General features: G+C 54.7%; 22 protein-coding genes. 14 read left to right on the forward strand and 8 right to left on the reverse strand.

The genetic code is table 11. The features are described 5' to 3' along the window. Positions 1-136: 136 nt before the first annotated feature. Positions 137-295 (forward strand): hypothetical protein, encoded by a 159-nt coding sequence (locus msub_RS21440; protein WP_156182699.1) that lies wholly within the window; start codon positions 137-139, stop codon positions 293-295. 11 nt (positions 296-306) lie between these two features. Here the strand turns inward: msub_RS21440 and tnpC are convergent, their stop codons facing one another. The 3 genes from tnpC to tnpA all read right to left on the reverse strand — a co-directional run bounded on the left by tnpC (position 307) and on the right by tnpA (position 2,645). Then, positions 307-1,872, reverse strand: a complete 1,566-nt coding sequence (gene tnpC / locus msub_RS01130; RefSeq protein WP_048494322.1) for an IS66 family transposase — start codon at positions 1,870-1,872, stop codon at positions 307-309. 75 nt (positions 1,873-1,947) lie between these two features. After that, entirely contained in the window at positions 1,948-2,283 is a 336-nt protein-coding gene (gene tnpB / locus msub_RS01135) for an IS66 family insertion sequence element accessory protein TnpB (RefSeq protein ID WP_048494323.1), read from the reverse strand. Next, complete coding sequence (gene tnpA / locus msub_RS01140) at positions 2,280-2,645, reverse strand: IS66-like element accessory protein TnpA (RefSeq protein ID WP_048494324.1); 366 nt, start codon at positions 2,643-2,645, stop codon at positions 2,280-2,282. The genes tnpB and tnpA overlap by 4 nt, the downstream gene beginning before the upstream one ends. An 829-nt stretch (positions 2,646-3,474) precedes the next feature. Here tnpA and msub_RS01150 point away from each other — a divergent pair. The 8 genes from msub_RS01150 (at position 3,475) to msub_RS01185 (ending at position 8,171) form a co-directional block, all read left to right on the forward strand. Beyond that, positions 3,475-3,975, forward strand: a complete 501-nt coding sequence (locus tag msub_RS01150) for a pyridoxamine 5'-phosphate oxidase family protein (protein WP_048494326.1) — start codon at positions 3,475-3,477, stop codon at positions 3,973-3,975. Positions 3,976-4,061: 86 nt separating this feature from the next. After that, positions 4,062-4,493, forward strand: coding sequence for a GNAT family N-acetyltransferase (locus msub_RS01155; protein ID WP_048494327.1), 432 nt, complete (start codon positions 4,062-4,064; stop codon positions 4,491-4,493). A gap of 95 nt (positions 4,494-4,588) precedes the next feature. After that, positions 4,589-5,008 (forward strand): GFA family protein, encoded by a 420-nt coding sequence (locus tag msub_RS22500; protein ID WP_082146373.1) that lies wholly within the window; start codon positions 4,589-4,591, stop codon positions 5,006-5,008. A 90-nt stretch (positions 5,009-5,098) separates the two neighbouring features. After that, positions 5,099-5,791 carry a hypothetical protein gene (locus tag msub_RS01160; protein ID WP_048494328.1) on the forward strand — a complete coding sequence of 231 codons (693 nt, stop codon included), beginning with the start codon at positions 5,099-5,101 and terminating at the stop codon, positions 5,789-5,791. Positions 5,792-5,906: 115 nt separating this feature from the next. Further along, positions 5,907-6,212 (forward strand): NIPSNAP family protein, encoded by a 306-nt coding sequence (locus msub_RS01165; RefSeq protein WP_048494329.1) that lies wholly within the window; start codon positions 5,907-5,909, stop codon positions 6,210-6,212. A 487-nt stretch (positions 6,213-6,699) separates the two neighbouring features. Next, a complete protein-coding gene (locus msub_RS01175) occupies positions 6,700-7,110 on the forward strand; it encodes a hypothetical protein (RefSeq protein WP_048494331.1) in 411 nt (136 codons plus the stop codon). A gap of 598 nt (positions 7,111-7,708) precedes the next feature. Beyond that, positions 7,709-7,891 carry a hypothetical protein gene (locus msub_RS01180; protein ID WP_156182702.1) on the forward strand — a complete coding sequence of 61 codons (183 nt, stop codon included), beginning with the start codon at positions 7,709-7,711 and terminating at the stop codon, positions 7,889-7,891. Positions 7,892-7,940: 49 nt separating this feature from the next. Further along, complete coding sequence (locus msub_RS01185; RefSeq protein WP_048494333.1) at positions 7,941-8,171, forward strand: DUF6429 family protein; 231 nt, start codon at positions 7,941-7,943, stop codon at positions 8,169-8,171. A gap of 275 nt (positions 8,172-8,446) precedes the next feature. On the opposite strand, the gene istB (msub_RS01190) is transcribed toward msub_RS01185, so the two are convergent. Continuing rightward, complete coding sequence (istB, locus tag msub_RS01190; protein WP_048494334.1) at positions 8,447-9,202, reverse strand: IS21-like element ISSpu5 family helper ATPase IstB; 756 nt, start codon at positions 9,200-9,202, stop codon at positions 8,447-8,449. Positions 9,203-9,213: 11 nt separating this feature from the next. After that, positions 9,214-10,755, reverse strand: a complete 1,542-nt coding sequence (gene istA / locus msub_RS01195) for an IS21 family transposase (protein WP_036204651.1) — start codon at positions 10,753-10,755, stop codon at positions 9,214-9,216. Positions 10,756-11,363: 608 nt separating this feature from the next. Here istA (msub_RS01195) and msub_RS01200 point away from each other — a divergent pair. Then, entirely contained in the window at positions 11,364-12,131 is a 768-nt protein-coding gene (locus msub_RS01200) for a hypothetical protein (RefSeq protein WP_048494335.1), read from the forward strand. 381 nt (positions 12,132-12,512) lie between these two features. On the opposite strand, the gene msub_RS01210 is transcribed toward msub_RS01200, so the two are convergent. Then, on the reverse strand, positions 12,513-13,466 hold the full coding sequence (locus msub_RS01210; RefSeq protein ID WP_048494337.1) for an IS110 family RNA-guided transposase: 954 nt from the start codon (positions 13,464-13,466) through the stop codon (positions 12,513-12,515). Positions 13,467-13,761: 295 nt separating this feature from the next. On the opposite strand from msub_RS01210, the gene msub_RS01215 reads away from it, so the two are divergent. From msub_RS01215 to msub_RS01225, 3 genes are all read left to right on the forward strand, one after another. Beyond that, complete coding sequence (locus tag msub_RS01215) at positions 13,762-14,304, forward strand: NADPH-dependent FMN reductase (protein WP_048494338.1); 543 nt, start codon at positions 13,762-13,764, stop codon at positions 14,302-14,304. 224 nt (positions 14,305-14,528) lie between these two features. After that, a complete protein-coding gene (locus tag msub_RS01220; RefSeq protein WP_048494339.1) occupies positions 14,529-14,708 on the forward strand; it encodes a type II toxin-antitoxin system HicA family toxin in 180 nt (59 codons plus the stop codon). Positions 14,709-14,901: 193 nt separating this feature from the next. Next, positions 14,902-15,306, forward strand: a complete 405-nt coding sequence (locus msub_RS01225; protein ID WP_048494340.1) for a type II toxin-antitoxin system HicB family antitoxin — start codon at positions 14,902-14,904, stop codon at positions 15,304-15,306. Between the two features lie 183 nt (positions 15,307-15,489). On the opposite strand, the gene istB (msub_RS01230) is transcribed toward msub_RS01225, so the two are convergent. Further along, positions 15,490-16,245 carry an IS21-like element helper ATPase IstB gene (gene istB, locus msub_RS01230; RefSeq protein ID WP_036202190.1) on the reverse strand — a complete coding sequence of 252 codons (756 nt, stop codon included), beginning with the start codon at positions 16,243-16,245 and terminating at the stop codon, positions 15,490-15,492. A 14-nt stretch (positions 16,246-16,259) separates the two neighbouring features. Continuing rightward, a complete protein-coding gene (gene istA, locus msub_RS01235; RefSeq protein WP_197083768.1) occupies positions 16,260-17,804 on the reverse strand; it encodes an IS21 family transposase in 1,545 nt (514 codons plus the stop codon). A gap of 415 nt (positions 17,805-18,219) precedes the next feature. Between istA (msub_RS01235) and msub_RS01245 the strand changes: the two genes are divergently transcribed. Then, positions 18,220-19,307 (forward strand): IS3 family transposase gene (locus tag msub_RS01245; RefSeq protein WP_156182704.1). Its coding sequence is split into 2 segments (ribosomal slippage): positions 18,220-18,472 and positions 18,472-19,307, totalling 1,089 coding nucleotides; the frame shifts between segments, so codons are not numbered across the junction. The last annotated feature ends 113 nt before the right edge of the window (positions 19,308-19,420 follow it).

A 19,420-nucleotide genomic window follows, 5' to 3' on the forward strand; every position in this document is an offset into this window, starting at 1 on the left:
CGGCCTGGGTGCCGGAATGAATCGCCGGGTTACCGGCATTTAACCAAGCCAGGCACAGCGACGGCTTTTCCATTGCGGCTTCGCCTACATTCCAAAGCCGCGCGTGCTGGCGGCGTTATGACCACAAGGAAGTCGAGTGAAGAAGAAGGTTTATCTGTCCATTTTTGCCAGCCTAATTTTGGCAGTGTTTGTCAGCGCCGCAGGCGGAAGTTATGGGCGAGCACTGACAGAGCACGTTAATAAAGAGGCTATTGAATTAGCGTTAGATGGCAGGTCCATATCAGATCTTTCGTAAGCGTCCGGGCATCACACCTTGTCAGGTATAGCCGGCTTCCAGTTGTGGGGCAATAGCTCGTCGATGGCGTTGTTTTTCTGCGTCGGCAGGCGGGTCAGCACATCTTTGAGGTAGGCATAGGGATCATGCCCGTTCAGCTTGGCTGACTGGATCAGAGTCATGACCGCCGCAGCACGCCGGCCACTGCGTAGTGATCCCGCGAACAGCCAGTTGGAACGGCCCAGCGCCCAGGGCCGGATCTGGTTTTCCACCCAGTTGTTATCGATGGGCACAGCACCATCGTCCAGGTAGCGCGTCAGCGCTTCCCAGCGTTTGAGGCTGTAATCCAGGGCTTTGGCTGTGCCGGAGCCATCCGGCACTTTCTGTCGGTGGGCCAGCATCCATTGATGCAAGGCGTCAGCAATCGGTCGGGCTTTTGTTTCCCGGATCTCCTGCCGTTTGTCCGGTGGCAGGTCTTTGGTATCCCGCTCGATCTCGTAGAGGGTACCGATGTATTCCAGGGCTTTGGCCGCCAACTCACTCTTGTTGGCTTCGTGCAGGTCGTAGAACTTGCGTCGGGCGTGGGCCATGCAGCCGATTTCGATGATGCCGTTGCCGAACCCGGCCTTGTAGCCAGCATAATCATCACACACCAGCTTGCCCGGCCAGTCGCCCAGGAAGGTGCGGGCGTGTTCGCCCGCGCGGCTGGGCGCGAAGTCGTAAACGGTGGCTTTCAGATCTGAGAACGGCGTGGTGCAGTAGGCCCAGACGTAGGCTTTGTGGGTTTTCTTCTTGCCCGGAGCCAGCATGCTCACCGGGGTTTCATCGGCATGCAGAACGTTGTGTTCCAGCAAGGTGTTTCGCAGTGCATCCGCCAGGGGCTGCAACTGCACACCGCAGGCACCGACCCATTCGGCCAGAGTGGAGCGCGGGATTTCCAGGCCGGCACGGCCGAAGATGCGTTCCTGGCGGTACAGCGGCAAGTGGTCGGCGTACTTGGCCACCAGGACCTGAGCCAACAGACCGGAGGTAGGTATTCCCTTATCGATCACCTGCGCCGGTACCGGTGCCTGGATCAGCGTCTCGCATTTGTCGCAGGCCCACTTGCCCCGGATGTGGCGCTCCACCGTGAACTCGCCGGGGACATAATCCAGCTTCTCACTGACGTCCTCGCCAATGCGCTTGAGCTGGCAGCCACACTGGCATTGGGTATTGTCCGGTTCGTGGTGGATCAGGGTACGGGGCAGTTCCGGTGGCAGCGGTGTACGCTTGGGCTTTTGCTTGGGCCGGGCAGCCTTCTGCTCCTCGGTCATCGCCTGGTCCAGCTCGGCTTCGATCGCCGCCAGGTCGCTGTCGATCAATTCATCCAGCAGCTTGCCCTGAACGGCGTCCAGTTGCTCGCTGCGCCGGGCGTACTTGTGGCGCTTGAGGATGGCTACTTCGTGAGTCAGCTTCTCGATGATGGCGTTGCTGCGCACCAACTCTCGCTCCTTCAGGCCCAAGACTTGATCCTTGGCGTCTAGAGAGTCCATCAGTTCCGTCGCCAGGGCACGGAGCTGATCGGCAGAGAGTTGGTTGATATCGGGGCGCTGAGTCATGCCGCCTAGTATGCCAAGTCCCTGTGCGGCAAGCGATTCGCGGTTCTGGCTATAGCAGCATTACGGCACTTGTGGTTACAGGATGGAGATGACGCCTTCCGCGCCAAGGCGCTGCCAGGGCAGGCCCTGAACCAGAGCGGACAACTGTTCCTCGGTCAGGCGCAGTTGGTCACCGCGCCAGGTTTCACCCCAGTGGAACTTGCCCCGGTTCAGCCGGCGGGCACACAGCCAGATACCGAGGCCATCGTGGATCAGCACCTTCATCCGGTTGCCGCGTTTGTTGGCGAACAGATAGGCGCAATGCGGCCTGGCCGAACCAAACACCTGGATGACTCGCGCCAGCGCCTTGTCCGGCCCCGCCCGCATATCCAGTGGTTCGGTGGCCAGCCAGATCTCGTCGATACGGATCATCCCAACAGGCCCCGGAGCAAAGCAGCACATTGATGCGCCTGCTCCGCAGGCCACTCCACCACAACCGCACCACCGGCGCGGGGAATCTCGATACGGATGGTGCTACGCTTGTCCGAGACCGACGGGTTGCTCGGTGCTGAGGTTGCCGCTGGCAGTTTGACCGGTACAAATTCCGGCGTTTTATCCGCTCGCTGCGCTTCACTCATCCAGCGCCGGACCATGTTGGCGTTGAGGCCGTTATCCAGGGCGATCCGGGAAACGGAGGCACCAGGTGCCAGGCATTGGGCGACAATCTCGGCCTTGAATTCGCGGGAAAAGCGGCGACGGCGCTGGTAGGGTTTGGTTACGCTTAAGTCGTTCATGTTAAGTGTCCACTAGAAAATAAGTGGACACTATCCTGACGGCGGCAGCGCCTGACTCAAGATGGGATTACCGGCCGCTTACGATCTTTCCCGAGAAGAGGGCAATGCATTGAGGCGCTCTCCGGAATTTTTGGACCGCTTGGTCGCAGCTAAGGAAGAGGTATCTGACCAGTACTGGTGGTATTTCGCCGCGAACCTCCCCATCCAAATTTTACTAATGCTCGTCATTTGCTTGGTTTGCGGAAAATTTGTAATTCATACGGTGACTAAGCATGCGAGGCCATAACCAGGCGGTCAGCCGGACGCCAAAAGCGTGGCGCTTTTGGTGCCCTCCGCTAGCGCTCCGGCGCCGGTTACCTCGGCGTTAAGGTAGGTGAGAGTTTGACGCAAAGTCTTGATTGCTCGTCAGTGTCTTATGAAAGGCTTAAAAATTTGTTCAACGAGCAGGGCTTCATACTGATTGAATTGCCGCCCAGAAAGGCCCGTGTAGCACGAAGATTGTTGAGACCCGTGCAGTCGATGAGAGATATTGAGTCTGGAGCCGAGTATTCAAAGGCCTCCCTATGTCTTCAAATGATAACGGGTATAGTTTCGGTTCTTCTGGACGGCCTGTCTCGCAATAGCATATTCCCTGTTCTCCAGTTCTATATTTTGGAAAAGCCTGTGGGTTGGGAGCTTGAACGAATTCCGAACGGCATGTACCGGCTGAGCTTTTTGGGGCGGTCAGCACCTTAACAAGTGCATCAAATTCGTTCCGGCCCGATGGGCCTCCACCGGACGCCCTAGTCGGGCGCCGTTTATGCAGGCGTTATGCACAAATGGAGAAACTATGAACATCAAGGATGATTGGAAGAAGGTAAAGTCAGTTTTAGAGCAAGGTCAGGCTTCTACTGTTTACTGCTCGATAGCAACCGTAAACCCCGACGGCACGCCCCACATCACGCCAGTTGGCACTGTTTTCCTTCGCGATGATCAGAGCGGGTACTTTTTTGATCACTACGCCGAGGCTTTGGGTAAAAACATCGATCAGAACCCGAATGTTTGCATCATGGCAGTCAACGCCGGTCGATTCTTTTGGCTAAGGTCTCTGCTAAAAGGCCGTTTTGTTGCTCCGCCGGGCGTGAGACTTTACGGCAAGGTCGGACGAATGCGTGAAGCCACGCCTGAAGAAATCGAGAAGATAGAAAAACGGGTTAAGCCATCTCAGTGGATGAAGGGGGCGAGGTTGCTCTGGACTGATTTCACCCACGTTCGAGACATTGAATTTACCCATTACAAGCCAATCACCTACCCAGTGATGATGGATGGGATGTGGCCGGAACATGCATAACCAAGTGGTCAACGGGACGCCAACTACGCTGCGCTCCGTTGTCGCCCATTACCACCGGCGTTATGGGTATCTAAGGAAGGAGCAACATGCAAATAAGGAGCTGTGAGGCAGCAGATATCGAGCAAGCTGCCCTGATTTTTTGTCAGGCCTATGCTACCCCGCCATATAACGAATCTTGGGAGTTAGCCGATGCATCCGCTTACTTGCGGCGGTTTCGGGAAATCGACCCTCAGGGCTGCTTTGTCTCTGAACAGACCGGTGAGGTTACCGGGGCAATTTTTTCGTTTTCTTACCCATGGCATTCGGGCAAGCTCACCTGTATCCAGGAGCTATTTGTTGCCGAGCCAAGCAGGAAACAAGGTGTGGCCCGGACATTGGTCCAAAGGGTAAATGGCGGTTTGGGTGGTGGCGCTTGGTTGGTCGCCCACAAGGCCTCCGGGGCAGCTGAATTCTACGAGCGCCTGGGATTTCGCAAGGATGGGCCTTATGAATTTTACTATGGCGCAATCAACCCATAACAAGGCAATCAAATTCGTTCCGGCCGATGGCCTCCACCGGACGCCCTTGTCAGGGCGCCGTTTATTGCTGGCGTTAAGTGCCAAAGGATTGATCGATGCAAGGTGAATGTCTCTGCGGAAGCGTGAAATTCGAAATTGATGGGGAGATACGGAATCTCTATCAGTGTCACTGCTCGCTGTGCCGCAAAGCCACAGGGGCTGCCGCTAACGCTGCCACATTTGTGCAGGGTTCTAGTTTTCGTTGGGTCTCAGGTCAAAGCGAGATCCGGTCGTACCAAAAGCCAAGTGGTTTCCGGAGCGATTTTTGCTCAAGTTGTGGGAGTCCGGTTCCAAATAGCCTGCGGGGCACCGAGATGGTTTGGGTTCCAGCCGGTTTGTTCGATGAACTCGCCGTATCAAGGGTTTCTGTTCACCTCCACACAGCCTCCGCCGCGCCATGGGAGCAAGAATCCGCTGAGTGCGTTCGATTGGAGGGCGGCCCTGAGAGCCTGGAATCACTTAACAAATTGTTGTAGTTCGTTCCGGGCCTCCGGCCCTACACCGGACGCCCATTTCGCTGCGCTACACGGGCGCCGCTAAACAAGGGCGTTAGGCAACCATAGTCTATGCGAGTGGAAGATATCGAATTTCTAGACCAGCGCACATTTACTCTTTTGATTGATATAGCATTGTTGCTAGACGAGAGCGAACGGTGCGATAAACCATGGATCGCAAGTAGTTTTGCGCGGTCAGCAATTATGAACTCGTCATTGCTCTTGGAATGTATCTCCAATAGCTGCTTGACCACCCTCGCCCTGCCATCGAAGTTGCTCAATGAAATTGACAGGCTTCCCGTCCTGAGCAAACTCGACTATTTCTTATTCGCAAATACCGGCGCACATATTGATCGCGGTTGTAGAGAAGTCCAGCTCGTGAGCGAGGTGCTAAAACTTCGGGATCATATTGTGCACCCTAAGCCCAAGCCCGGTAATTATGTTTCGGACGATAGGGGCGAGCGAGTCGATTACGGGTCCTCATCCAGTATGGATATAGCTTTTGATAGCCGAGACTGGGACCATAAAGATGGGGCAAAGGTCGCACATGCAGTTACTCAGTTTTTGGAGCTTTTCTTTCTCAACTGGTGCCGCCTGGAAAAGGGGCATATCACGCGCATGCTTGGGTGTCGTGAGAAAGGATTGCTGAGTACAGACCAAGTTATGTGGGTTCAAGTATCTGGGCCTATTTATGGTTTAATTCTTAAATGGTTGCCGTCATTGCTGGCCTTTATGGACGTGCGTTCTGGCGGAGATAAAGCCTAACCAAGCATTGCAGTTCGTTCCGGCCCGAACGGGCCTCCACCGGACCACCTTTCCGCTGCGCTCCAAGGTGGCCGCTGAATATCAGCGTTACAAGGCCAACTGAAAGGGAGTTCAAGTGGTTACCTGCTACCTAAAGTACGTTATAGATCCCTACAAAGCCGCCGAGTTCGAGCGCTATTCCAAGATGTGGATACCTCTGGTCCAGAGGTTCGGCGGTCAGCACCATGGGTATTTCTTGCCTTCCGAGGGTGCCAACAATATCGCCATCGCACTATTCACGTTCGAGTCTCTGGCAGCCTATGAAAAATACCGTGAGGCTTCGTTCCAAGACTCAGATTGCCAGGCCGCATTCAAATACGCAGAAGAAACTCGTTGTGTACTAAGCTGTGAGCGCAGTTTTATGAGGCCGGTCTTTGAGTGAGCTTGTAACCAGTCATTCAAGTTCGTTCCCGGCCTGGCGGCCGTCCACCGGACGCCCTAGTCGGGCGCCGCTTAATATTGGCGTTAGGCACCAAGTATGGACACTGATCAGGTAGCTCGAAAAGTCCTTGAAGAACTGCGGAGAAAGGCGGCAGCCAGTGATGATGGCTCAATCTACGGTGAGCGGGACAGAGCGCTCCAGGATCTAGACCTCTTGCTTAGCAATCCGTCGACTGATGGCGTAAAGCGCCTGTTGTTGCCGACGGCCAACCTTCAAGAGTTGTCCTTGGAGAATGGGTGGGGTGATGAGTTCAATAAGCTAGCATCTAAACTAGAGTCAGTGCTTGATATTTCCTAGGATTTCGGGCTTCAGTCACCAGATAAAGACTAACAAATCAATCAAGTACGTTCCGGGCCTGACGGCCCTACACCGGACGCCCTTGACAGGGCGCCGCTTATTTTTGGCGTTAAAGGGTAGATCATTAGTCATGGCACGGAGGCAATTTCTGGATGGGACGATAAAGGTTACTGGTCTGCGCATAACTCCAGTCACCGCTGGAACAAGTGGTAGAGCTTTCAGGGTCATTGCTTTACCTGGAAAGGAAATCATCTATTGGTCATTTTTCCGCGTCAAAGTTAATCGGTTCGCTAGAAAACAATCGGAAGAACTGCAAGTGCCAGTTGATTTTGAGCCCAGCCTTTATGGACAGTCACTGAAGTTTGAATACAGTTATGAGCCTTTTGAATACATTGTAGGCGGAGTATTGTCGATAGGGATGGCTGGGCTTTTACAGTTGGATATGGATGGGTCGAGTGCACTAGCCGCAGTCTTCTGTGGGCTTGGGATATTTCAATTGGTACAAGCTTACAAGGCGAGGGCAGCTTTCAAAAACCTTTAACAAGTGCATTAAGTCTGTTCCGGCCCGACGGGCCTCCACCGGACGCCCTAGTCGGGCGCCGCTTATGCAAGCGTTAGCTGAGAAGTGCGCTGTTCCTTTGGGGTGGTTCGGTGCCAGTGGCATTGGCCGCAAACGGGTAGCAAAATCGTCAAGGTCGGTGGTTTGCCAAGGCCGTCGAAATCCGTCGTCAGGTTGGCAGCTCAGTCGGTCAGCGGTGTTGGTAAAAGCTTGGGTGTTTGCCGTGCGGGGCCGTCCGGCGAAACCTGGTTCCTTGCTTACCTGCTACTCTGAAGTTCAGGTTCGTTCACCGCATCATCGGCGGTGGTTTTAATCAAGGTGCACTGGGCAGAGCTTGTGCCCCAAAGAAACGGAGCAGGCTGTCATGCTGGTTGCCAAAGATCGGGTTTCATTCCGGTTCGGTTGTTCGCAGCTAACAAAGCCATCAAATTCGCTCCCTACGGTCGCCGGACGCCCTTGTCAGGGCGCCGTTTATGGCCGGCGTTAAAAAGTCACCAATCATCCTATGAAAGAGCATGTAATCGAATCTGTCGCAGAAATTCTCCAGCAGTGGAATCCGCTAGGAGAAAGCGCGTCATCAATGAGCGACCTCGAGGGTTACAGGTACGAGGCTATGGACATCATCTCCACGGCCTCAATAGCCAAGAAACCCGTACGGGACGCAGTTGCTCTCGTTTTGACCCAAGCATTCAAAGTTGAGCTGGATTCAGAAGCACTCACCCGCTTCAGTGAGCGTATTGAAAGAGCTATAGCTGAGGATTAGTTCCTTTCCTAAACTGGACGCTGGGAATTAGCATAAGTGGGGTGACACCGTGGAGATCGATGAGAACAAAATCGACGAGACTGTTTTGGCTCTGCTCTACCTGACGTTGCATGATGGTGCTCGTGCATGGAAGTCTTTTGATTGGGATTCGATGAATAGGCTTCACGAAAAAGGATTTATTACTGATCCCGTCAACCAAGCGAAGTCAGTCGGTTTGACGGAGGGCGGACTTCAGGCATCAGAGCGACTGTTCAAACAGCTTTTTTCCAAGAATCAGTAACATTGGCGGGAGTGCTGTTTTAACAAATTGTTCCAGTTTGTTCCGGGCCTACGGCCCTCCACCGGACGCCCTTTTCTCCGCTTCGCTGCAAAAAGGTCGCCGCTGAACAAAAGCGTTAAAGGCCTGGCTCAGGTGTTCTTTGGTTGGGTGTTTGGCTGCGGCTTGGCAGGTTGCGTAAACCGCTGAAGGTTGCCACCCATTCCACGTGAAGCCTGCCACCCGGACCGGAGCAAGGCTGCCACCCATCGGAGCGTAGCGACGCGGGGTTTCTCTTCTTACTCCGAAGTCTCGGTGGTCGTCAACTTTGCCTGTTGTTTTCGCATGGACTCGCCCCGCAGATTGATCTTGTAGGCGTTGTGAACGAGCCGGTCCAGAATGGCGTCTGCCAGAGTGGCGTCACCGATTACGCCATGCCATTCCTCGATGGGTAATTGGCTAGTGGCGATGGTGGAGCGCCGGCCATGTCGGTCTTCCAGCACCTCCAGCAAGTCTCTCCGGTTCTCCGCGCTCAGTTTCATCAGCCCCCAGTCATCCAGGATCAACACGTCGACCTTGGCCAGATTCGTCAGGAGTTTTGAGTATTGGCCGTCGCCCTTGGCAATGGTCAGCTCCCGCATCAGTCGGGTCAGGCGCACGTACTGTGCGGTGTAGCCTTCCCGGCAGGCCTTGTGTGCCAGGGCGCAGGCCAGCCAGGTTTTGCCAACCCCGGTGGGACCGGTGATGAGCACGTTCAGGTGCTCTTTTACCCATTGGCAGCCCGCCAGTGATTGCACCAGCCCTTTATCCAGGCCCCGTGAGTGCCGGTAATCGATGTCTTCGAGGATGGCCGTGTGCCGCAGCCGGGCCCGGCGCAACCGGCTGGTCATGCGCCGGTTATCTCGCTCGGTCATTTCCCGGTCCACGAGTAGCCCGAGGCGCTCCTCGAAGCTCAGATCGGTGATGTCGGGGGTGGCCGACTGATCCGCCAGGGCGGCAGCCATGCCGGTTAGCTTGAGAGCGTGGAGCTTGTCCAGAGTCGGATGTTTCAACATGTCAGGTTCCTTCAGTGGTAGTAGGCGGGGCCGCGGATGTTGTCGTGGGTGTCGGGTAAGGCCAGTTCCTGTTGTTCTTCCAAGGGCTGCTGGTCCAGGCGATGTTTGAGGATGGATTCAATGCTCTTGTAGCGGCAGCTTCCCAGCATCAGGGCGCGCTGGCAGGCGGCCTCCAGCCGCGACTCGCCGTAGCTCTGCCCCAACCGGAGAATGCCGAGGCACGAACGGTAAGCCTGCTGTGGGTGTTTGCGGGCACCCAGTGCGGTGCGGATAAGCTTCTCCGTCGCCGGTCCGGTCTTGGCTGCCCAGGCGATCAGCCGTTCCGGCGACCACTCGCCGGCGTGGCGATGGGATTCGGGCATGTGCGCGGCGATGGTGGTGTGCCGTCCCTTCTGGTCGGAGCGCCGGTGGCTGGCGATCCGGTTGCCCCGGTAAAAGCATTCGATGGTGTTGTGAGTGATGCGAACCTCCACCTCTTTCTTGATCAGGGTGTAGGGCACCGAGTAGTAATGCCCGTCGATGGCCACGTGGTAGTCGATGTGGACCCGGGCTTTTTTCCACTCCGCGTAGACATACGGCTCTGCGGGCAATGGCTGTAGAACCGGTTTATCCAGCTGCTCGAAGTGGTCGCGCCGGCAGCCGGGCAACTTGCGGAAGGGGCGGGTGTTCAGCCTCTCCAGCAGCTCACGGATGGTGGCGTTGAGTTGCCCCAGAGAGAAGTGCTGGTGATGGCGCAACGCCGCCAGGATCCAGCGCTCGACGATCAACACACCCCCTTCCACCTTGGCCTTGTCGCGGGGCTTGCGGGCACGCGTGGGAACGATGGCGATCCCATAATGGGCAGCCATATCCTGGTAAGTTGGATTGAGGTCCGGTTCGTACCGGTGGGCCTTGGTGACCCCCGATTTCAAATTGTCCGGGACCACTAATTCCGGCACTCCGTTCAGGTACTGGAAGGCCCGGGTGTGAGAGCCGATCCAGTCCGGCAATGTCTGGCTCCAGGTGGCTTCGGCGTAGGTGTAATTGGATGCGCCCATCACCGCGACAAAGACTTGCGCCTCATGGATCTCTCCGGTGGTGCGGTCAATGACGGGCACGGTCTGACCAGCGTAGTCCACGAACAGCTTCTCACCGGCCCGATGGTCCTGGCGCATCACCAGGTCCAGCTTGCCCCGCCAGGTCCGGTAGTGCTCGCAGAACCAGCTGTACTGATAACCGTCCGGGTTGGCTTGCCGGTACTCCTGCCACAGCAGGAACAGGGTGACATTCTTGCCCGTGAGTTCGTCGCGGATGTGTTGCCAGTCGGGTATGCCTCTGGCCTGTGCCGGGAGATCCGGTGGTGGCGGGAACAGCAGCTGCTCCAGATGGGCCTCGTCCAGATCCGCTGGCAACGGCCAGCTCAGACCGGCCTCAACCGTGCGGCGCAGGTATTCGCTCACGGTGGGGCGGCTGACGCCACAGGCCGCCGCAATCTGGCGGTTGCTCAGCCCTCGCTCCCACTTGAGGCGAAGAACTTCTTTGATCTTACGCATGGATAACCTCTTCGCTGGCATCTGGCCCATCTCCGGATGAAAAGGGTCAGAGTACCGTTAAGTTATCCCGCGCCGGACGATTTTGATGGAGCTTCAGGCAGCCTGCCGGGGTGGCAGCTTTGCCGTGGAATCAGTGGCAGCTTTCGCGTGGAATGGGTGGCAGGCTTGGTCTGGAATCAGTGGCAACCTTGGTCTGGAATACGCAGCAGGTCTTCGGCAGGCAGAAAACAGCCCTCAGTTTGGCAACGGTTTTCGCTGGTAATTTGGTGTTCAGGTCACGGGGCAATCCGGCGTAATCATCGGGTGTTTTCTGTCTCCGGTGCTCTGGTTCCTAGCGCAATGGGTCAAGTTCCTGCAAGGTATCAGGAGTCGGCATTCTGTTTTGGGTGCCAAAATAAAGCACCGGGTAACCGGCATTTAACCAGTCGCTGTAGTACGCGGCCGATGGCCGCCGGACGCCCTTTTCATTGCGGCTTCGCCTCCATTACAAGGTCGCCGCTAAGCTCAGCGTTATAGGCAATATGAGTAAGCCACCATATAGAAGCAAAAGTAGAGATAAACCCAGGACGGTGTATGGGGTAAGTCCGTTCGCGAAAAAGAAAGGTCCGCCGCCACCAGAGAGTGGCAAGTTGAATTACCATCTTAAAGGCCATCGCTTCTCTGAAATTTTTGAAGCGTCCGTAGAGGAGAATCGAAGGAAAATCACGTCGGAATTTCATGACGAAGTAAGCAGAGCGCATGAGGTGGCAGACTTAATTTATGAGCTTGCCAGCCAATATATGTGGCTAGTGAGGTCTCCACTTGCCGCCGACATAAGCCCTGTAAATGACATTTTAATGCCATGTTTTCATAAAACCCAGATTGGGGTTTACTCGGCCTTGACGATGACTGAAAAAGGGCTCTACGGAGCAGCACGCCCCTTGCTGCGTCACGCTTTTGAATCGTTGATGATTGCAAAATTTTGCTCAGTGAATAACGATTCTGAGATTTTTGATAAATGGGTGGACGGACTAGATATTTATTTCACAAACGGGGTTTTGAAGAAGATTAAACACCCTGATAATGATGAGTTTAAGGTATTCTGGTCGTCACTCTCAAATTATAGTCACTCCTCTATATATGCGATTCAGCCTGATCTCTCAGTTGATGGAGCATCATCTGAAATCGACTTGAATTTTGTTTTCATAGGTATGCTTCAGGAGTGTAAATATCACCTTTTGATACGACATTTTGTAACCCCGTCAATGAGGTATTATCAGGCTAGATATAAAGACCGAGGTCGTGTGTGCGAAATAAAGGAACGTCTTAAGCAGCTTTTTACTGAGAGCCGTAGATCTATGGCTCCGGGTGCTAAAGCACTCATAAGAGATTACCGCGCCGCGTGGTACTCGGATTGATCGAAACAGCTATAACAATACGCGGCACTCGGACGCCCTTGTCTGCGCTTAGCTCCGTCAAGGTCGCCGGTGCGCTCTGCGTTATGTGCGTTGAACCTACAGACGAAAATTAATGGATGTGTCTGAGATTAGGGTCGTAATTGCGAGCGATGTCAGTGATCGAGATGGCATAGGTGTAGAGCTATATCACGGCGATGAGATGCTGATGGAGATCTTTCGTGACGACACAAAGAGAGAACGAGAGGTTACTCTGTACCGTAAAGATCTCCCGCTAAACATCGTTGAGTACGGTATACGGTTATTTAAGTCAGAATTACCCTGGGACTACATCGAAGATGAGTAGTCATCACATAACAGTGACTGTGGTGTCAATCACATATATTAAGCCATATTTTCACGCCACGATTCCTGGTTTTTGACCATCGTATTGAGTACCACAATCATCTTTCGCATGCAGGCAACGACGGCCACTTTTGGAATCTTCCCCTGTGCCTTCAAGCGTTCGTAAAAGCGTTTGAAAACAGGATTGCATTGGATGGATGAGAGCATGGCCATGAACATCACGGTTCGGACTCTGGGGCGCCCACCTCGTATCCTCCGTTTGCCATTGAGCTTGCCGCTGTCTCGATTGATGGGTGCGACACCGACCAGTGCGGCGATCTCCTTTCGGTTCAGAGAACCGAGTTCCGGTAGCTCGCTGAGGAAGGTGTAGGCGAGCACTTTTCCGACACCGGGCACACTGGTCATGATGTCCATTTTGGTACGCCAGTGATCCACTTTGGCCACTTCCTGCTCGATCTGTCGGGTGATTGTTTCAATCTGACTCTGGAGCATTTTGAGTAAGCTTTTAATGGATCGGTGAAGGGGCTTCGGCATGATCTGGAGACGGTTTTTCTCCATGGTGGACATTTCCAGAAGCTGTGCCCGCCTGGCTAGTAAGTCTCTAATCTTCTGGGAGGTTTTGTCCGGGATGGGTCTGAATTCCGGCTTCAGTGTGGCGGCATATTTGGCAATCACCTGGGCATCAATACGATCGGTTTTGGCGAGCACGCCAATGGCCTGAGCGTAACGTCTGACACTGGTGGGATTGACGACTATGATCGGTAAGCCTGCCTGATTGCAGGCCTGAACCAGGGCATGCTCATGGCGCCCTGTGGCTTCCACCACGATTCGTTCAATGTCGTAGTTCTTGAGGATTTTCACGAACCGATGAATGTGGGCTTCGCTATTGGGTATTGAATAAAATTGTCCGGAAGGATGGAGAGCGATATCAAGGTTGGCTTTACCAACGTCGACACCGATATTCAGTGAGGTTTGGATTTCTGTGGTGTTCATAATAAGCTGACTCTGCCTTGCTATACGGGCTCGAGGCCCCGATGACTGTACGAGTTATCGCTTGAGAGTCATGCAGCGCTACGCACTTGTTACCGGTCTCTCGGATGAGGAGCCTGCCAACATCGAGCTGCCGCATGAAGGCCCCCAGCGGCCACTGGGGGTGGGCCTCAATTTACCCAAACACGGTAGAAATTATCCATACAAGGACAATCCCGGCGACGTCTACTACATTGCGGCTTTGCCTGCATTTCGTAGCCGCGCATGTTGAGCGGCGTAAGACTGGAAAGAGGACAACATGAAATTACTAGCCATTTCCGGAAGCGCACGCAAAGCATCCACCAATACGGCGTTGCTGAGGGTTATGAAGAGCGTTGCTCCGGATGGTCTCGAGTTATCGGTCTTTAACAGGCTAGATGCACTTCCGGTTTTTTCTCCAGACTCTGAAGATGAGGCGACACCACTGGCGGTGCGCGAGTTTATGGAAGCGGTTTCCGCTGTGGATGGCATTATCATATCGAGCCCAGAATACGTCCGATCCATACCGGGTGGTCTTAAAAATGCAATAGACTGGATGGTTTCTCGTTTCGAAGTTATAGGTAAACCCATAGCTTTAGTCCATGCTTCACACCGAGGTGACGATATGCTTGCCTCCCTAAGGCTAGTGCTTTCCACAGTCAGCGATAATTTTCTGGAAGATATTTTTTTGCGTATCCCTTCCCTCGGGAAATCCCCAGAAGAAATCGAAGAGTTGGTTTGGGTGCCAGAGTATAAGTCGCAAATTTCGACGTTTCTGAGCGATTTTGTAGCGGCAGTCCAGAATAGTGGCGGGCAAGCCTAACAATCGGTTGCACAGCGACCGATTCTCCGCCGCTTCGAGGCTCCAAACCGGCGTGTGAACCGTGCGTTAAATTGCCCGGTTCTGTTTATCTTTCGAGTTCAAAGATATCTCTTTGCAGAAGATCCCCTATGAAACACCACTCGGTGTGTATGGTGTGTAAAAATATTGACTTTCGTGTGTTGTGTGTGTAAGCTGCCCTTGTCATTTTGATTAAGGACCCGCTTATGGATAGTCGGAAACTTGTCAAGATGATCGAAGCAGATGGTTGGCAGCTCATTCGAACGAGGGGGAGCCATCAGCAGTTCAAGCACCCAGAAAAGCTTGGACTGGTGACGATTCCCCATCCAAAGAAAGATCTTCCAACTGGCACTGTTAAGAGCATCTTGAAGCAAGCCGGGCTTTAAAGCCCGGCCGCTTTTCCGAGCCAATTGTGGGGTAAATCCAACAAAGGAGGAAAGCGCGAGGCGATTGAGACACGCGCAACTATAAAGTTCATCAACTGAATCCGTTGAATTGACTGTTAAGTTAACCAAAGTAAATTGTCATTTAATAAATAGACCTTTAAATGAAATCTAAGTGGAAAGTGGAGGTGGTGATATGTTCTATCCCATCCTGATCCAACAAGAAGGGGACAGTGCCTACGGAGTGATTGTGCCGGATCTTCCCGGCTGTCACTCAGCAGGAGATACCTTTAATGAAGCAGTAGAAAATGCAGCAGAAGCGATCGATTTCCATATGGAGACTATGGCGGAAGAGGGGATAGAGATTCCGACCGCCAGTGATCTAGGAGAGCTAACAGGTAATCCGAATTACGCCAACGGCGTTTGGGTAATGGTTCAAGTCGATGTGGTTCGTTATCTTGGTACAGCCCAACGAATCAATATTTCGCTGCCGAACCGCCTGATTACTCAGATCGACCGCTTCGTTGACACACATAAGGCCTACAAGGATCGATCGAAGTTTTTAGCAGATGCTGCAATGAAAATTTTGCATCACGTTTAATCTTCTATGGCCTTAGTAGATAAAAAGCCCTGCATTTTGCGGGGCTTTTTATTTTGAACTTGATATCCAATTTAACACATATGAGCCTTCTGCGTATTCCGGCGAACGTGACCGGTCATTCCGGGGATCGTGACCGATTTTCACACGGCCATCACACTGGAGTGGGTTTTGTACTCTGAGCGGTCACGATGGGTCAACCGATTCCGGTTTTTGTGCTTTCGCTTTTCGCAATGATTCCCCCTTTAGATTGAGTCGGTGAGCGCCGTGCAGAAGCCGATCCAGGATGGCGTCTGCCAGCGTGGCGGAGCCGATGTAATCGTGCCAGTGTTCAGTCGGTAACTGGCTGGCAATGAGGGTCGAGCCCCGGCCATGGCGGTCCTCAATCACTTCCATCAGATCCTGTCGTTGTTGCGCGGTCACCTTTTGCATGCCCCAGTCGTCCAGGATCAGCAGATCGGTTTTAAGCAACTGATTCATTAGTCGGGCATAGCTGCCATCGCCATGGGCGATGCGCAGTTGTTCGAACAGGCGCGGTACCCGCAGGTAACGAACCGAGAGGCCCTGCCGGCAGGCCTGGTTACCCAGGGCACACGCCAGCCAGGTCTTGCCACAACCTGTCGGGCCGGTGATGCACAGGTTCAGGGATTGGCGGATCCAGTCGCAGCTGGCCAGACCCGCCATGCGAGAACGCTCCAGCCCTCGTGGGTGGCGGTAATCGATGTCTTCGATGCAGGCCGGCACACGTAGACGGGCGGCCCTGAGCAGCCGCTCCAGTCGCCGGCTTTCGCGGTGCAGCACTTCACGATCCACCAACAGGGCCAGTCGTTCCTCGAACGCCAGGTCGTGGGTCTCAGGTTGGGATCGTTGTTGTTCCAGCGCATCGCACATGCCCGTCAGTTTGAGTTGGCGCAGGATGTCGAGGGTGTTTTGAGTCAGCATCAGTCTCTCCGGGATCAGTGGTAGTAGTGGGGGCCACGAACGTTGGTGTGAACAGGCAGATCGGTCAGTTCCGGCTCTTCCTCAGCTAGGGGCAGCGGGAGTTGATCCAGCCCCTGCTTTAGGATCGAGGTGATGCTCTGGTAACTGGCCGAGTTGATAGCCAACGCCCGGTCACAAGCCTGCTCAAGGCGGTCACGGCTGTAGCGACGACTGAGGTTCAGCAGACCCAGGCAGGCCCGGTAACCATGTTCCGGATGCGGCCGATCCTTGAGCTGTCCCTGCACCACATCCAACGTGGCGGGGCCGATGTCCTTGGCCCAGTTCAGGAAGCGTCCCGGTGACCAGTTCTGATGGGCCTGATGCGACTTGGGCATGTGTTCGGTCAGGGTCACGAAGCGGCTCTTGCCGTGGCGAGAATGCAAGGCTACCCGTTGTCCCTTGTGCATGACCTCAACGGACGTATCGGTCACCCGAACATCCAGCTTCACACCCACCAGGGCGTGAGGCACGCTGTACAGCCGTTTGTCGATCTCGATGTGGTAGTCAATGCCCGGTCGCGCTTTGCACCACTCGGCATAGACATAGGGTGTTGCGGGCAGAGGTCTCAGAGCTGGGCGATCCAGTGACTCGAACAAGCTCTGGCGGCTCTCGGAGCGCCCCTGGAACGGGCGCTGGTTCAGCGCCGGCAACAACTGGGCAATGGCCGAGTTCAGTTCGGCCAGGGAGAAGAACATCCGGTGCCGTAACCGGGCCAGTATCCAGCGCTCGACCAGCAGTACGGCGGCTTCAGCTTTCGCCTTGTCCTTGGGTTTGTAGGGGCGTGCCGGTAATACGGCAGTCTGGTAGTGGGCGGCCAGTTCGGCGTAGGTCTCGTTGATCTTCGGGGTATATCGATCGGCCTTGGTGACCGCTGCCTTGAGGTTGTCAGGAACCAGCAATTCAGCTACACCGCCGTAGAACGCCAGCATCCGTTGGTGGGAGGCAATCCAGTCCGGCAGGGACTGGCTCCAGGTAGCCTCGGCGAAGGTATAGCTGGACGCTCCAAGCACGGCGACAAAGACCTGAGCCTTACGCATTTCACCGGTGGAACGATCCACCACTGGCACAGTGGGGCCACAGTAATCGATAAAGATCTTCTCACCGGCTCGATGGACCTGGCGCATGCTGCGCCGCTGCCGGCCACGCCAGAGCCGGTAATGGTGGCAGAACTGGCTGTAGCGATAGGCCTTGTCGCTGTGGCGTTCTACGTACTCGGCCCAGAGCAGTTGCAGGGTCACGCCCTTGGTCTTCAGTTCCTGGTGGACCTGGAAGTAATCAGGTTCGGCAAAGCGTGCAGGTGGGGTCTTAGCCGGGAACAGCAGCGCTTCCAGTCGTACCTCATCAACATCCTCTGGCAACGGCCAGGTCACATCATGGGCCTGGGCAAGATTGACGTACTTGCCAACCACACCTTTGGAGAGACCGCAGGCGCGGGCAATGCGCTCATGGCTCAGGCCTGCTTCGTACTTGAGGCGCAAGACCTCGATAATCTGTCGCATGGAAATCCTCGCAACCGGCATCCGCTCTTCCTCGTGATAAAAAGGAAGGGGGTATGCCGGATTAAGTTGAAGAATTCCAGCGCTTTGGCAGTGGTTCCGGGGGAACGTGACCGATGATTCCGGCATCGTGACCGGCGATTCCGGAAAACAACCCGAAATCGGTCACGATAAAACGGAATGAGCGGTCACGATCGCCCGGAACAGGCGGTCACGTTCAAACGGAATGGGTGGTCACGATGGCGCGGAATACGCACCTTCTCGGAATCAATAGGCAATAGTCATTTTTTTGGCCGCGCCGGCGGCCAACCTAAACCCATGAGCGAGAACGCCTGCTTCGTCAGTCTCGCGGGGCTGTCAGGCACTCAGGTAATCCCCCCGAAAAACAGCGGTGATCAAAAGTAGAATTTTCCGTAAGCTACACGCAGGGAGATTCTGCATGAAGAAGTCACGTTTTTCCGACAGCCAGATCCTGTCGATACTTAAGCAAGCCGAGAACGGCGTACCGATTCCGGAGCTTTGCCGTGAGCACGGCATGAGCAGTGCCAGCTTTTATAAATGGCGCGCCAAGTTTGGCGGCATGGATGCATCGATGATGGCCCGCCTGAAAGAGCTGGAGGATGAAAACCGCCGGCTCAAGAAGATGTATGCCGAGGAGCGGCTGAAGGCTGACATCCTCAAGGAAGCCATCGAAAAAAAGTGGTGAAGCCGTCTCGTCGCCGTGAGATGGCGCAGAAAGCCGTTGATGAAAAGCGTGTCAGCATTCGTCTGGCCTGCTGGATGTTCAGCATCAGTGAGACCTGCTACCGCTATCAGCCCAAACTGAGCAGCGAGAACGCTGAGATCGCGGACTGGCTGGTGCGACTGACCCACAATCAGCGGAACTGGGGCTTTGGTTTGTGCTTTTTGCACCTCCGGAACGTTAAAGGGTTTGGTTGGAATCACAAGCGGGTTTACCGGATTTACCGGGAGCTGGAACTGAATCTGCGCATCAAGCCCAAGAAGCGTCTGGTTCGGGAAAAGCCGGAGCCATTGGCTGTGCCGGCAATGATCAACGACAGTTGGTCGATGGACTTCATGCACGACCAGCTCAACGATGGCCGCAGTTACCGGCTACTGAATGTGATTGATGACTTTAACCGCGAGGGGCTTGGCATCGAAGTGGACTTCTCGCTTCCGGCAGAACGGGTTATCCGATCGCTGGATCAGATCATTGAATGGCGGGGTAAACCGCGTTCTATCCGCTGTGACAACGGACCTGAGTACATCAGCGGCAAGCTGTCCGCCTGGGCTGAAAAACGGGAGATCGCGCTGGCGTTTATCCAGCCTGGCAAACCCCAGCAGAACGCCTACATCGAACGCTACAACCGAACGGTCCGTTACGATTGGCTGGCACAGTATCTGTTCGACAGCACCGAAGAAGTCCAGGATTATGCCACCCGCTGGCTCTGGCACTACAATCACGAACGACCCAATATGGGACTGGGAGGAATTACTCCTCAACAGAAATTGGCCATGATGGCCTGAGGTCTACTTTTGAATCCCGTTAAAAATGGGGGGATTACCCTCACAGCAAACACATATAGGGGCTCTCTTACGTGGCTTTAGGCCACGGCCTGACCGGTCGTTCCTTCGGTGGG

The sequence above is a fragment of the Marinobacter subterrani genome (genome assembly GCF_001045555.1).
Lineage (GTDB): Bacteria > Pseudomonadota > Gammaproteobacteria > Pseudomonadales > Oleiphilaceae > Marinobacter > Marinobacter subterrani.

Excerpts from the sequence above, each read along its gene's own strand:
- tnpC (WP_048494322.1), bottom strand. The coding sequence starts at position 1,872 with ATGACTCAGCGCCCCGATATCAACCAACTCTCTGCCGATCAGCTCCGT.
- tnpB (WP_048494323.1), bottom strand. The coding sequence starts at position 2,283 with ATGATCCGTATCGACGAGATCTGGCTGGCCACCGAACCACTGGATATG.
- tnpA (WP_048494324.1), bottom strand. The coding sequence starts at position 2,645 with ATGAACGACTTAAGCGTAACCAAACCCTACCAGCGCCGTCGCCGCTTT.
- msub_RS01150 (WP_048494326.1), top strand. The coding sequence starts at position 3,475 with ATGAACATCAAGGATGATTGGAAGAAGGTAAAGTCAGTTTTAGAGCAA.
- msub_RS01155 (WP_048494327.1), top strand. The coding sequence starts at position 4,062 with ATGCAAATAAGGAGCTGTGAGGCAGCAGATATCGAGCAAGCTGCCCTG.
- msub_RS22500 (WP_082146373.1), top strand. The coding sequence starts at position 4,589 with ATGCAAGGTGAATGTCTCTGCGGAAGCGTGAAATTCGAAATTGATGGG.
- msub_RS01160 (WP_048494328.1), top strand. The coding sequence starts at position 5,099 with ATGCGAGTGGAAGATATCGAATTTCTAGACCAGCGCACATTTACTCTT.
- msub_RS01175 (WP_048494331.1), top strand. The coding sequence starts at position 6,700 with ATGGCACGGAGGCAATTTCTGGATGGGACGATAAAGGTTACTGGTCTG.
- msub_RS01180 (WP_156182702.1), top strand. The coding sequence starts at position 7,709 with ATGAGCGACCTCGAGGGTTACAGGTACGAGGCTATGGACATCATCTCC.
- istB (WP_048494334.1), bottom strand. The coding sequence starts at position 9,202 with ATGTTGAAACATCCGACTCTGGACAAGCTCCACGCTCTCAAGCTAACC.
- istA (WP_036204651.1), bottom strand. The coding sequence starts at position 10,755 with ATGCCAGCGAAGAGGTTATCCATGCGTAAGATCAAAGAAGTTCTTCGC.
- msub_RS01210 (WP_048494337.1), bottom strand. The coding sequence starts at position 13,466 with ATGAACACCACAGAAATCCAAACCTCACTGAATATCGGTGTCGACGTT.
- msub_RS01215 (WP_048494338.1), top strand. The coding sequence starts at position 13,762 with ATGAAATTACTAGCCATTTCCGGAAGCGCACGCAAAGCATCCACCAAT.
- msub_RS01220 (WP_048494339.1), top strand. The coding sequence starts at position 14,529 with ATGGATAGTCGGAAACTTGTCAAGATGATCGAAGCAGATGGTTGGCAG.
- msub_RS01225 (WP_048494340.1), top strand. The coding sequence starts at position 14,902 with ATGTTCTATCCCATCCTGATCCAACAAGAAGGGGACAGTGCCTACGGA.
- istB (WP_036202190.1), bottom strand. The coding sequence starts at position 16,245 with ATGCTGACTCAAAACACCCTCGACATCCTGCGCCAACTCAAACTGACG.
- istA (WP_197083768.1), bottom strand. The coding sequence starts at position 17,804 with ATGCCGGTTGCGAGGATTTCCATGCGACAGATTATCGAGGTCTTGCGC.